Consider the following 12,882-nt stretch of genomic DNA (forward strand, 5'->3'; position numbering starts at 1 on the left):
GTCACCTCGTTTCGAGTGCGGTGTCGAGTGGGGCGGTGCTGGAAAGGGCTCCGATGTTCGTCAGGGTGGCTGAGGCGACGCTCTGCCGCAGCTCGCTGCGGGCGACGAGCCGCCCGGCGTGGATCACATAGCGGTCGGGGGAGGCCGTCGCGATGACCTCGCCCAGCGTCGCGCCGCGGACCGCCAGAAAATCCGCCTGGGCTCCAGGAATTGCACCAGCCACAGGAAGGTGCATCACCGAGCGAGCGCCGGAGCTGACGGCATCGTAGGCCTCGTGGAGGGTGAGGTGACCGGCGGTCACCAGCAGGGAGGCGGTCTCCAGTGCATCGCTGCGACCCACCGGGTTGAAGGGATCGCGCACATTGTCCGCCCCGGCACCGAGGCGCACTCCGGCATCGAGCAGCGCTCGCAGTGCGGTCAGCCCGCGCGGGGTCGAGACCGGGTGCTCCCAGCCCTGCAGATAGAGGTTGGTGATCGGCAGGCTGATGATGCCGATATCGCTGGCCAGCACCTCCTCGATCACCTCGGCCAGATCGGCGGCCTCGAGGGTGCCGAGTCGGACGCAATGACCGGCGGAGAGCGAGGTTCCCTCCGGCCAGTCCCGGACGGTCCGGGCATAGTCGGCCAGTGTCAGGGCGCCCCCGAGCCCTTCATCGGTATGCAGATCCACGCCGATGCCGCGGCGCCGGGCGATGGCGAGCAGCCGGGTGAGATCGGCGGCAGGGTCCGGGGCCAGATGGGGTGCGCCGCCGAGGAGGTCGATGCCGAGATCCAGGACCGCCTCCACCGATTCGTTGGGCGTGTACGGCCCGGCGAGCGCGACGAGTTCCAGATCGATGAGCCCGGCCAGTTCCTCGCGGACCTGCACGAGGGCCTGCGCCCCGCGGAGCGGTTCCGGCCCGAGCAGTACGTCGATGTGGGAGCGAATGGCGGTGGTGCCGTTGGCCAGCATCGCCAGGGCCTGGCTGCGGGCCCGGTCCGCGATGGACTCCACGGTCATGGTGGCCGCGTAGAGCTGCCAGGCGTCGATGGCGGAGCGCAGATCGCCCATCGGTGGGTTGATCAGATCCCAGGAGAGCGCCTTGTCCAGATGCGCGTGCGGCTCGGCGGGCGCGATGAGCAGTACGAAGCCGTTGAGGTCCAGGGTGTCCTGGGCGTTCTCATCCGCCGTGGCAGCAGCCAAGGCGGAACCAGCGCTGGCAGAACCGGTGCTGGCAGTACCGGCGGGCTGGACGGTGACGACCCGATGCCCATCGATGCGCACATCACATACCCGTCCATCCGGAAGGGTTGCGTTCCGGAGCAGCCTGAGCTGTCGGGGGAGCAGATCCACCGATGCACCTCCTTCGCGTCGTGGGGTCAACGGAACCCGAAGAGTTCCGTGGCATCCGATCGTCGCGACGGCGAAACGATCATGGCAGAATGTTGATGCTCTCAACATTCTTGAATCTACGCAGGCCGCGTTTCCCGCAGGTAACACGACCATTACTGATTGTTAATTGCTCGTCTCGACGCTGGTCGCGGGCGGCATCCGAAGGGAAGAATCACATGTCATGCCGAGTCAGACAGTGACATCACAGCGAGCCCAGCCGCGGCATCAGGCGTCACCGTCCTCGGACCAGGAGGCTCCAGAACAGGAGGCTCCAGAGCATGGACGCGTTCTGGACGCCCAGCTTGAGCGCGTCGGCGCGCGGATCCGGGCACTCCGGCATCGGCTGGATATGACGCTGGTCCAGCTGGCCGCGCTGACCGGGCTGTCACATTCCTTCCTCAGTCAGCTCGAACGCGGGCACGCCCGGCCGAGCATGATCTCGCTGGAACGCATCGCCAAGGCGCTGGGCAGCAGCCAGGTGGAACTGCTCGCCGCAGGGGATAGTGGCAGCCGGGAGCCCGGACATACCGGGCCCGGCCTGCTGCGCGCCACCGAGGGTCTGCGCGGCTCCTTCGGGGACGGTCAGGCCCGGCTCCTCGCCCCGCACAGCCGGGCCTTCGAGCCGATGGAGTACACCGGCCGCAACACCGATCCCGGTGACTACTACCAGCACGAGGAGGACGAGTTCATCTACGTGATGTCCGGCAGCGTGCTGGCTGACTTTGGCGAGAAGGGCCGCTTTGTGCTCGACGCCGGGGACTCGGTGTACTACTACGGTGGCACGCCGCACCGCTGGAGCACGCTCACTCCGGAGGGCTATCACCTGTTCCTGGTCAAGCAGAAGTTCACCCCCGAGGAGGTTCCGCCGCGCGCTGAGCCGCTGAGGGCACGGCGCGCCAACCAGCCCCGCACCGACGGCACCGCCCCTCTCCCTCTCACCTCGGGGATTTCCGGGGCAGCCGACCTGAACGGAGCAGCCGAATGAGCGCTGACCTGGAGTTCGACCTGATCGTTACTGCCAAGTCCCTGGCCGCGGACGGCATCGTGCTACTGCGCCTGGAGCCTGCGGAGGGTGAGCCTCTGCCGGCCTGGCGGCCCGGCGCACACATCGATCTGATCCTGCAGCCGGAGAAGGATGGCCACCTCGAGCGGCAGTACTCGCTCTGTGGCGACCCCGACGACGCCGCCTGGCAGATCGGGGTGCTCCGGGAACCGGAGGGCCGCGGCGGTTCGCTCCTCGTGCACGATGAGCTGGCCGTAGGCACCCGGCTGCGGGCCCGCGGTCCTCGCAACCACTTTGCCTTCGACCCGGAGGCATCCGAGCGCTCGGTCTTCATTGCCGGCGGCATCGGCATCACTCCCATCCTGTCGATGATCTCGGAGGCGGAGCGCGTCGGCCATGACTGGCAGTTGATCTACGCCGGCCGGTCGCGGCGCACCATGGCGTTCGTGGACCAACTGGTGGAGACCCACCCCGAACGGGTGAGGGTCTTTGCTGCAGACGAGGGCAATCGGCTCGATCTGACAGCGACTCTGGCTGAACCAGCCCCGGGCACGGCGGTCTACTGCTGCGGCCCGGCACGGCTCATGGAGGCGGTGGAGGAGCTCAGCCGCCATTGGCCGCACGGCACGCTCCATCTGGAACGATTTGTGCCCAGGCACTTTGACGAACCTGCCGTCCAGGAGTCCTTTGAGGTGGAGCTTGAGCTCTCCGGGATGACGCTCACCGTTCCACCCGATCGGTCCATTCTCGACGTGGTCGACGAGGCTGGCGTTCTGGTGCTCTCCTCCTGCCGGGAGGGAACCTGCGGGACGTGCGAAACCCCAGTGATCTCCGGCGCGGTCGACCACCGGGACTCGGTGCTCACCCCCGATGAGCAGGCCGACAACTCCGTGATGATGATCTGCGTCTCCCGGGCGGCGTGCCCGCGACTGGTCCTGGAGCTCTGAAGCTCAGGCGCGGGGCATCAGGTGCTGCCCATCCGGGCGTGCAGAGCGCCCACGAGCTCACGTTCCCCGGCGGCCACCAGTCGGTAATCCCGGACGACGACGCGGCCCGCGACGACCACGTGCCGCGGGCGTCGGCCGGGGGAGGCCCACAGGAGGCCGGCGACGGCATCGTCCACCCCGGCGTCCGCCACTCCGGAGACGTCCCAGAGGCACAGATCGGCAGCGGCACCAGGCCGCAGATGGCCGAGCTCCGGCCGTCCGAGGCCCCTGGCAGACCCTTCGGTCGCCATGCCGAGCACCTCGAGAGCCGCCAGCGGCGGGCCCACGAGCGGGGCGACCTGCAGGGCCAGCCGTGCATCGGCCAGGAGGTGGCCGGCATCGTTGCTTCCGCCGCCGCTGGTGCCCAGACCCACCGGGATACCGGCCGCACGGAGGGCAGCCACCGGGGCGATGCCCCAGCCCATCGGCAGATCGCACCCCGGGGCGTGCGTGGCGGTGATCCCCGCTGCTGCGAGCCGCTGGATCTCCTCCTCCGTGACATCGCAGAGGTGGGCAAGAGTCACCTCCGGGGCAAGCCATCCCCATTCCTCCAGCAGATCGATCGGGCGGCGGCCGTACCGTTCCAGGGCAATCGCCACATCGACCTGTTCATTGGCCTGCGTGCGGCGTCGGAGCCCGTACCGTGCGGCAACCTGGCCCAACAACTCGAAGGTCTCGCGGCTGTCGCTGTGCACGCCGGCCGGTCCCACCGCGACCTGAAGCATGCCATCGATGCTGATGCCGCCCGCCGCGACGCCGCCTGATCCATCTGGAACCAATGCGAGTGCGATCGCCTCTGCGGAGGCGGCAGCCTCCTGCGGATCGTCGCGGGCCGAACCCCGGACGAAGGCCAGCCGGGCACCGAGCCGCTGCGCTGCCGAGGCGGTGGCCTGCGCCATCGCGACGGTGAAGTCGATGCCAGCTCCTGCCGGCCAGGTCAGGTGGTGATCGGCAATCGTCGTCACCCCGCTGAGCAGGCCTTCCGCCACGCCGATCCCTGCCGCCACCGAGCACAATTCGGGGTCTACGCCCGCGCGGGCGTAGGCGGCCGCCATCGTCGGCAGCCAGTCGGCCATCGGGACGCCGCGGGTGCCGGGCAGGGTGCGGAAGGCGCTCTGCAGAAGGTGATGGTGGGCGTTCACCAGCCCCGGTGTGACGACGCATCCGGTGGCATCGAGCACTTCTTCGGCGGCTGGGACTTCTTCGGGGCTGTTGCCGGGCGCCGGCGCACCGGCGACCCTCCCGTCGACCACGTGGAGGTCCCCGGTCGTCACGGTGCAGTCGTCGATCAAGAGGCGTTCGGCATTGCGTACGGTCAGCATGCTGTCTGTCTATCACTCGTTTGTAACAGGAGCATGTCCGCAGGTGCATTCGGCGGAAACATGCCGATGACATTGCGCGGATAGCCTTGCCACAGGCACGTACCGTATGCAGTGAAGGAGCCGGGAGGTGGACTGTGCTTGAAGTGGCCGCTGACATCGCAGATGCCGCCAGGGCAGGGCGCGCTGTGGCCGTCGCCACCGTGATCGGCATCGAGGGAAGTGCGCCGCGGGCTGTCGGGGCGTCGATGATGGTCGATGAGTCGGGTGCCGTGATCGGCAGCGTCTCCGGCGGCTGCGTGGAAGGTGCCGTCGTCGAAGTGTGCAGAGCGGTCCTGGACGGTGCGCACCCGACCGTGGTGCGGTTCGGCATCAGTGACGAGTCGGCCATGCAGATCGGGCTCACCTGCGGCGGTGATCTGGACGTCTTTGTGCAGCGCCTCGATCCTGGCGCAGCCGGAGCCCCTCAGGAACAGGCGTCCTCCGCGCGGGCCGGTCGGACGGCCGGTCTTGCCACCATCGTCTCCGGGCCTGCGGACCTCCTCGGTTCCAGTATTGGTCTGGTGTCGACTCGAGAGGATCTCACCGATTCCCGGCTGCTGGCAGCCGGCCTGGAGGAGCTCACGGTGGCACGACTTCGAGCTGAGCTCGACGCCTGGGTACGTGCGGGTCGCTCCGGGGTGTGGATCGTGGACTGCGGCAGCACGCAGCTCGGCATCTTCTTCGAGGTATCGCTCCCTCCGGCACGGCTCCTGATCTTCGGTGCCGTGGACTTCTCCGCAGCGCTCGCCGATGCCGCCAAACTCCTCGGATACCGGGTGACCGTCTGCGATGCCCGCGCGCTTTTCACGACCCCGGAACGCTTCCCGAGCGCGGATGAGGTGGTGGTGAAGTGGCCGCACCGGTATCTTGCCGCCACCGAGGTCGATGAGCGGACCGTGGTGTGTGTGCTCACCCACGATGAGAAGTTCGATATTCCGCTGCTTCAGCTCGCGCTCTCGCTGCCGGTCGCCTATGTGGGTGCAATGGGATCGCGTCGCACCCACGAGCGAAGGATGCGGCTGCTGGTGGAAGCCGGAGTTCCGGCGGAACACCTCACAGCGCTTCATTCGCCGATTGGCCTGGACCTGGGGGCCAGCAGTCCTGCGGAGACGGCGATCTCGATCCTGGCCGAAGTGATCGCGGCACGAACCCAGGCGAGCGGTTCCCCGCTCACGGTCACGAGCGGGCCGATTCACCGTGCCGGTCACCTCTCGCGGAATTACTGAGGGTCGCGCGCCAGCCGCCATACCCGTTCGCGACTCATCGGCAGCTCGTGCGGTCGCACTCCGATCGCATCCCGGATCGCGTTCGCCAGGGCCGGAGCCACCGGGTTGTACGGCGCTTCACTCATCGACTTGGCTCCCATCGGGCCGATGCCATCGACCGTGTCCGCGAACAGCACCTCGGTCCGTGGCACGTCGGCAAACTGGGGGATGTGATAGTTCCGGAAGGTCCGGGTGACTACCGTCCCGGCGCCATCGAGCCTCAACTCCTCATACAGCGCCGTGCCGATCGCCTGCGCCGTTCCACCCTCGATCTGGCCGCGCAGCTGTTCGGGGTTGATCACCGTCCCGGCATCGGCGGCCTGGACCGAGCGCAGAATCCGCACTTCGCCGGTGCTGGTGTTCACCGCCACGCGGAAGCCATGGACATTGAAAGCCACCGAACGCGGCGTGCCGTCATGGGAGCCGTTGACCGTGAGCGATCCGGCTCCCGGGGCGGCGTGCTCGACGATCTGGCTGAAGGTGACCACGCCGTGCGGGCCGGGTGAGACCCGTACGCCCGCCGGATCAAGCACGCACTGTTCCAGATGCACCCCGGAGATGACGGCTGCGGCCCCCAGCATCCGGGCGCGCAGTTTCTCCGCGGCGAAAACCACGGCCTTGCCCGCGACGACGGTGCCGGCCGAGCCGAAGGCACCCGTGTCGTACCGGACGATATCGGTGTCAGATTGCTCGATGACGATCCGGGAGACGGTCGTGCCAAGAGTGGACGCCGCAAACTGGGCATGCGCGGTGGTGGTTCCGTTACCGAACTCGGCGGTGCCGACGCGCACCAGGAAGGTTCCGTCGGGGCGCAGGCTGACCGTGACATCGGCAAAGTGTCCGCGCGGCGGCATGGTCGCGATCATGGCGAGCGCCATTCCCTCGCCTTCGCGCCACTGTTCCCCGGTGGGCGCGGGCTGCGGGCGCACACCGGGCAGGACGGCACCGGGGAACTCCGGATCGTGCAGAGCAGACTCGACCAGGTCCAGGCACTGGTCCAGGCCGTAGCTGCCGTAGAGAAGATCAGATTCTTCCTCTGCGTCGGTGACCGTCAGCGGATCACCGGGGCGAACCACATTGCGGCGCCGCATCTCGAACGGGTCGATCCCGAGCTTGCGGGCCAGCTCATCCAGGGCGGACTCGATGGCGAACACCACCTGGCCCAGGCCGTATCCCCGGAAAGCGCCGGAGGGTGGGTTGTTCGTGTACACCACCTCAGCATCCACCCGCTTATTGGGGCACCGGTACACCGCGAGCGACTCACCCACGCTGTGGAACATGACTCCACGGGAGTGATTGCCATAGGCGCCGGTATCGGAGAGCAGATCGACGGCGAGGGCGGTGAGACGCCCTGTGGCATCGGCGCCCAGCTGCACCGATACGCGCATCGGATGGCGGCCGGGAGCGATGGTGAACTCGTCTTCACGGGTGAATTCATACTGCACTGGTTGGCCGGTACGCATCACCGCGAGGAGCACCAGATCTTCGGTGAGCAGCTCCTGCTTGCCGCCGAACCCGCCACCGACCCGGGCGGTGAACACCCGGAGGGCTTCGCGGTCGATGCCGAAGATGTGGCACAGTTCGTCGCGCACCAGATAGGGGACCTGGGAGCTGGTGCGCAGTACAAAGCGGCCGTCGTCATCGACCCAGCCGCGGGTGGCATGGGTTTCGAGGGCGGCGTGCGTGATCCGCTGGGTGTGCCAGGTGCCGGATACGGTGGCCGCAGCCCGGGCCAGCCCCTCCTGGATGCTCCCAGCCTGGTCATGGAGGGAAGCGATCACATTGCGCCCGGCCTCATCCACCCGATCGGCGGGCGTCCGGTCTTCGTGGAGCAGCGGCGCTCCCGGCAGGCGGGCCTCCTCGGGGTCGAACACTGCGGGCAGCATCGCGTACTCGACCCGGATGCGAGAGCAGGCTTCTTCGGCGATGGCTCGGCTCTCCGCCACTACCGCGGCGACCCGCTGGCCACGGAACCGCATTACGGTGTCGATGAGCCGGGTATCGTCCGGGTCATCGTTGCGGCTCTGGTGGCGGCCGGTCGAGTAGCGGACGTCGGGAGCGTCCTCCGCCGTGAGCACGAGCCTCACACCGGGGAACTGCTCAGCCTCTGCGATGTCAATCGAGATCACCCGGGCATGAGCATGCGGGCTTCCCAGCACCGCCAGGTGGAGGAGTCCTTCGGTCTCGAGATCGAGGGTGTAAGGCTCGCGACCGGTGACCACCCGGCAACCAGCTGGCGCTCCGACCGATGAGCCATAAGGTTTCGGGGTGTCGGTTGCATCCAGGTTGGACGCCCCACAGAGGGCGTCCCCGATCGCCCGGTAGCCGGTGCACCGGCACAGATTGCCTTTCAGGCTGGTGGGCAGATCATCGCGCTGTTCTGCTGTGAGGGCGCTCGCGGTGACGATCATGCCGGCCGTGCAGAAGCCGCATTGGAAGCCGGCAGCCTTCACAAAGTCCGCCTGGACCGGATGCAGGTCCTCGGGAGTGCCCAGCCCGGCGACGGTGGTCACCTCCCGCCCCTCGACCCGATAGGCGGGGTAGATGCAGGAGTGGACCGGGGCGCCATCGACGATCACCGAGCAGGCACCGCAGTCCCCGGCATCGCATCCCTTTTTGACCTCGAAATGCGCGCTGTCGCGCAGCAGCGTGCGGAGGCACTGGCCGGGCGCAGGCTCTGAATCGAAAGGCTCGCCGTTGACGCTGAATTTCATGCCTGAGCCCTCTCGGTGGGGTAGGTGGCGTCCGGGGCCAGCTCATTCCGGACCTCGGCACTCAACTGGAGGGTCATAGCCCGCCGCCAGTCCGGTGCTCCATGAGGGTCGTCGTACCAGTCGTCGATGCCATCCACGGCATCGAGCACTGCGCTCTCGCCGGGCAGGCCGTCAAAGGTGAAGTGGTGCGGGCGTCGGGTGGCCGCCGTGACCGTCAGGGTGAAACTGTTGTCCTCGCCTAGACGCCCGATGACGAGTGCAGCGGATCGGCCGACCGGACGGAGCGAGATCTTGCGGTAGGCGGTCCTCGATCGCAGGGCGTGAACCGGGATGTCGATGGCCCGCAGCACCTCGCCCGGAGCGAGTGCGGTGCGCCCGACTCCGGTCACCAGCTCGGCGGCGGGAAGCTCGCGCTCGCCGCCGTCGGGGGTCCAGATGACGGCCGTGGCATCGAGGGCGCTGACCAGAGCTGCCATCGGGCCGGCAGGCAGCGCCAGACAGAGATTGCCGCCCATGGTAGCGACATTCCAGACCTTGAATGAGCCGAGCAGCGCGGAGCAGCACTGCTTAAAGAGAGGGTGGGCCTTCCAATCGATGGCAGCGGGCAGGGCAGCCAGTTCTGCGAGGGTGCAGGTCGCTGCGAGCCGCAACCCCTCATCGAGAGGCTCTACCGGTGGCCAGCCCAGCGCCAGCAGATCGACCAGGCCCGTGACCTTCGGCTGAGGTTCGGAGAAGAGCCAGGATCCACCGGCCAGCAAGGCCTCGCCTTCGGAGAGCGTGAGTTCGCTCCGCGAGCGGGGCTGGCGGAGCGTCGTGACCCGGTTGAGGTCCATTCCGTCCCCTTTCATGAATGTTGACCCATTCAACATGAGGTTTATGACGGGCTTGTAACGTCATCGTTGCCAAAGTGATGGCGGGGGAGCGGGTAGCGCAGAGTGGGTGGTGCAGAGCGAGCGCTAGTCCGCGGGAGCGCGTCTCAGGCAGAATGGGGCCATGGTGGAGATCAAGACCAAACCCACAGTTGCTGATGTGCAGGCATTCCTGGAAGCAGCGACACCTGCCCGACGGCGCGAGGACGGTCTTCGGCTCGCCGAGATTTTTCAGCGCGTCACTGGCGCGGAACCCGTGCTGTGGGGGCCGACCATGGTGGGCTATGGCAGCTACAGGTATATTTCCCGGGCCAATCCGCGCACCCGCGGCGACTGGCCGAAAACCGGCTTCTCCCCGCGCAAAGCAAGCCTTTCGCTGTACGGGCTCAAGGACATGCCGGAGAGTGCGGAGTTGTTGCCGCGGCTGGGCAGCTACACCGAGGGCATGGGCTGCCTTTATGTGAAGAAGCTCGATGACGTCGATCAGGAGATCCTGGAGCAACTCATCGCGATCGCCTGGTCACGTGGCGACGACCCGGAGCCGGTTAAGGGTTGAGCGGTGACAGCCGATGCAATCAGTTGTACTCTCGGCAAGAGTTGTCGGCGGCAGGAGAGGGCTTGGTGTAGTGGACACTATCGAGAACAGCATCACCTTGGAGCCAAGGGACAAGGCGGCTGTTCGCGGTGCGCTGGCCAGCTCGTTGGTCTCGCGTCCAACCCGAATCCTCGCGGCGTTGGTGCTGATTCTGCTGCCCATCTCGGTGCCTCTGATGATCCTTCGTGAGACCACGGGAGAAAGTGCGGGCAATCCATTCAGTTTCTTCTCGTATGGATTTCTTACGGCGCTGATCATTGGCATGGTTGCGGCGTTGCTTCAGGTCTACCTCACCGCGGCAAAATTCGCTGATATGGCAGTCCGCCCCGGTTCAGAATCCCGGATTCGCATTGACACTGAGGGAATCTGTCTCGACGGGATACGCGGCACCTCCCGCATTCCCTGGAGCACCATTTCCTCCGTAGATCGGGTCAGAAGTGGCGTGGTCATCCGGAATGAGGCGGGAAAGCCAGCGTTTGTCGTCGTTGGCCGGATGATTGACGACCGCGCCATGGCGCTCATCGCTGACTATTGCGGGGCGAAAACCCCCTCAGCCTGAAGTGCACGCGAGCATCCTCCAAGGTGCGTGAATCCAGGAACTCACCGCAGCTTCGGCACCCAGCAGGACACCCTCTGACGGTATTCGATGAACGCAGCACCAAAACGCTGCTCCAGGTCAACCTCCTCGGCCGGGCGGACGAGTGTGTTCCAGATCAGCGACCCGGCGAGGGCGTAGGCCACCACCAGCCAGGAGTCGATCATCAGGCCGATGGAAGCTCCCTGGGCGATGCCGGCCGCCGCCATCGGATTCCGCACATATCGGTAGGGGCCAGCGATCACCAGTTCGCGCGGCATCGCCGAGGGCAGTGGGGTTCCCTGGCCCAGCGTGGACATGGTCAGCGCGGACCAGAGACCCAGCGCGCTGGCAGCTGCAAAGATCACCGCTCCCGCGATCCGCACGGGTGGTGGTGCCTCAAGGTGCAGATCCCAACGGTGCTCCAGAACGGTGATCAGCCAAGGGATCACCGCAAGGAAGAGTCCCCAGAAAACCAGCAGTTGCAGGCCAGTATGCGTGGCGTGGCCTCGTGCGCTGCCTGCCCGCGCGGTACGAAAGGCGAAGGGCCCGCGCAACAGATATTCCGAGGGGAATCTGCCCAGCAGTATGAGCGAACTTGAGGCCAGGCTCAGGACAGTGGAGCCGATCATCAGCAGAGCACCCCAGCCGGCCAGCCCGGTGACGGTTGCGTAGAGAATCATCCCCAGGGTGACCAGGGCGGTCCACGGCGCCACAATCCAGGCCGACCACCGCACGCCGAGCGCGGTCAGTGCGGACATGATGACGAATAGCGGGATGTCGAAAGCGGCGGTGAGGACGGGATCCAGGTCTCCCAGGGTGGCCTGGCGAATCGTGGGGGAAAGAAAAACACCCAGCCACCAGGCGACACCCGCGAGTGTCTGCGCCGCAAAATACCAGCGGCCAGGGTTTCCGGACATCTGACCATCCTAAGCCGCTGGGAACCGGCGATCCGGTCGTGGATACAATGGCTCCTTGTACCCTGACAAGCTGTGTCCCCCCACCGAATGCGGGCCGGAGCGGGCATATTAAGAAGTGTGAAGTTGGCAGAAATCCGGTCCCCGCATCCCGAATCGATGAGCGTGGGAGGGCGCGCGATTCCACGATGGATCCCCGGGGTGCTCGCCGCCGCACTCGCCGCTCTGCTGGCCTGGGGCATTCACACGGTGATTCCCGCGATTCCGCTGCTGACCGCATCGGTGGCGCTCGGCATCGTGCTCGCTCAGTTGCCCTTTGCACATCAGGCCGTGACCGGCGTGCTCGCTCCAGGGCTCGGCCTGGCCGCAAAGAAATTCATGCGCCTCGGCATCGTGCTGCTGGGGCTCAAGCTGAGTCTCATCGACATTGCGCATCTGGGCTGGACGTCCATTGTCACCGTGGTCGGCGTCCTCGTGATCACCTTTGGAGTGACGCTCTGGCTGGGCAAACTGTTCCGGCTCCCGGGCCATGAACCGCTGCTGATCGCCACCGGCTTCTCGATCTGCGGGGCCTCCGCCATTGGCGCCATGAGTCACGTCGTCAGGTCCAAGGACGAGGAGACCGCAACGCCGGTCGCGTTGGTCACCCTCTGCGGCACCTTGGCGATTGCGATTCTGCCGCTGTTCTGGCATCCACTGGGCTTCACGGCCCTGCAATTCGGACACTGGGTCGGTGCCAGTGTGCACGATGTCGGCCAGGTCGTCGCCACCGCCCAGCTCGCTGGCACTGCCGCGCTGGGGGTCGCCATCGTGGTCAAACTCACCCGTGTGCTGATGCTTGCACCCATGGTGGCTATCACGTCCCTGCTGATGCGCCGGAAAGCCAGCGCTCCGGCAGCGGGGCAGAAGCACCCGCCGATCGTTCCGCTCTTCGTCGCCGGCTTCCTTGCGGCGGTGCTGCTGCGCACCGGGGTGCCGATTCCGTCGGGGCTGCTTGACGCGGCAGACACCGTACAGACCGCTTTGCTGGCCATGGCGCTCTTCGGCCTGGGGACCGCGGTGCAGCTGAGTCGAATCCTGTTCACCGGATGGCGTTCCTTGGTGGTGGCACTGTTGTCCTGGACGCTGATTGCCGGGCTCTCCTGGGGTGCTGTGGAGTTAGGCTGATCGCCTCGACGTTGTGTGGCAAAGTTGTCTTGTAGGACAATTCACCCGGCAGAGCCCGG

General features: G+C 66.7%; 11 protein-coding genes. 6 read left to right on the forward strand and 5 right to left on the reverse strand.

Features of this window, described 5'->3' with window-relative positions; translation table 11 throughout:
* Position 1: 1 nt before the first annotated feature.
* Positions 2 to 1,333, reverse strand: coding sequence for an amidohydrolase family protein (locus QQM37_RS00400; protein ID WP_285723920.1), 1,332 nt, complete (start codon positions 1,331 to 1,333; stop codon positions 2 to 4).
* Positions 1,334 to 1,553: 220 nt separating this feature from the next.
* On the opposite strand from QQM37_RS00400, the gene QQM37_RS00405 reads away from it, so the two are divergent.
* Both QQM37_RS00405 and QQM37_RS00410 read left to right on the forward strand, forming a co-directional pair.
* Complete coding sequence (locus QQM37_RS00405; RefSeq protein ID WP_285723922.1) at positions 1,554 to 2,357, forward strand: helix-turn-helix domain-containing protein; 804 nt, start codon at positions 1,554 to 1,556, stop codon at positions 2,355 to 2,357.
* Positions 2,354 to 3,322, forward strand: a complete 969-nt coding sequence (locus QQM37_RS00410; RefSeq protein WP_285723924.1) for a PDR/VanB family oxidoreductase — start codon at positions 2,354 to 2,356, stop codon at positions 3,320 to 3,322. The genes QQM37_RS00405 and QQM37_RS00410 overlap by 4 nt, the downstream gene beginning before the upstream one ends.
* 17 nt (positions 3,323 to 3,339) lie before the next feature.
* Here the strand turns inward: QQM37_RS00410 and QQM37_RS00415 are convergent, their stop codons facing one another.
* Positions 3,340 to 4,683, reverse strand: a complete 1,344-nt coding sequence (locus tag QQM37_RS00415) for an amidohydrolase family protein (RefSeq protein WP_285723926.1) — start codon at positions 4,681 to 4,683, stop codon at positions 3,340 to 3,342.
* Between the two features lie 134 nt (positions 4,684 to 4,817).
* Here QQM37_RS00415 and QQM37_RS00420 point away from each other — a divergent pair, with 134 nt between their 5' ends.
* Positions 4,818 to 5,948: an XdhC family protein gene (locus QQM37_RS00420; RefSeq protein ID WP_285723929.1), complete on the forward strand. Its 1,131-nt coding sequence runs from the start codon at positions 4,818 to 4,820 to the stop codon at positions 5,946 to 5,948.
* On the opposite strand, the gene QQM37_RS00425 is transcribed toward QQM37_RS00420, so the two are convergent.
* Both QQM37_RS00425 and QQM37_RS00430 read right to left on the reverse strand, forming a co-directional pair.
* Positions 5,942 to 8,701: a molybdopterin-dependent oxidoreductase gene (locus QQM37_RS00425; RefSeq protein ID WP_285723931.1), complete on the reverse strand. Its 2,760-nt coding sequence runs from the start codon at positions 8,699 to 8,701 to the stop codon at positions 5,942 to 5,944. The two genes, QQM37_RS00420 and QQM37_RS00425, sit on opposite strands and share 7 nt — an antisense overlap.
* Positions 8,698 to 9,534, reverse strand: coding sequence for an FAD binding domain-containing protein (locus tag QQM37_RS00430; protein ID WP_285723933.1), 837 nt, complete (start codon positions 9,532 to 9,534; stop codon positions 8,698 to 8,700). Before QQM37_RS00430 ends, QQM37_RS00425 begins: the two co-directional genes overlap by 4 nt.
* A gap of 160 nt (positions 9,535 to 9,694) precedes the next feature.
* Between QQM37_RS00430 and QQM37_RS00435 the strand changes: the two genes are divergently transcribed.
* Both QQM37_RS00435 and QQM37_RS00440 read left to right on the forward strand, forming a co-directional pair.
* The gene (locus tag QQM37_RS00435; protein WP_285723935.1) at positions 9,695 to 10,126 is read left to right on the forward strand and encodes a DUF1801 domain-containing protein; all 432 of its coding nucleotides are present in this window, start codon (positions 9,695 to 9,697) and stop codon (positions 10,124 to 10,126) included.
* A gap of 178 nt (positions 10,127 to 10,304) precedes the next feature.
* The gene (locus tag QQM37_RS00440; RefSeq protein WP_285723936.1) at positions 10,305 to 10,724 is read left to right on the forward strand and encodes a hypothetical protein; all 420 of its coding nucleotides are present in this window, start codon (positions 10,305 to 10,307) and stop codon (positions 10,722 to 10,724) included.
* A 41-nt stretch (positions 10,725 to 10,765) separates the two neighbouring features.
* Here the strand turns inward: QQM37_RS00440 and QQM37_RS00445 are convergent, their stop codons facing one another.
* Positions 10,766 to 11,659, reverse strand: a complete 894-nt coding sequence (locus QQM37_RS00445) for a methyltransferase family protein (protein ID WP_285723937.1) — start codon at positions 11,657 to 11,659, stop codon at positions 10,766 to 10,768.
* 156 nt (positions 11,660 to 11,815) lie between these two features.
* On the opposite strand from QQM37_RS00445, the gene QQM37_RS00450 reads away from it, so the two are divergent.
* Positions 11,816 to 12,823: a YeiH family protein gene (locus QQM37_RS00450; protein ID WP_285724017.1), complete on the forward strand. Its 1,008-nt coding sequence runs from the start codon at positions 11,816 to 11,818 to the stop codon at positions 12,821 to 12,823.
* Positions 12,824 to 12,882: the final 59 nt, after the last annotated feature.

Source organism: Psychromicrobium xiongbiense (assembly GCF_030271165.1).
Taxonomy (GTDB): domain Bacteria; phylum Actinomycetota; class Actinomycetes; order Actinomycetales; family Micrococcaceae; genus Renibacterium; species Renibacterium xiongbiense.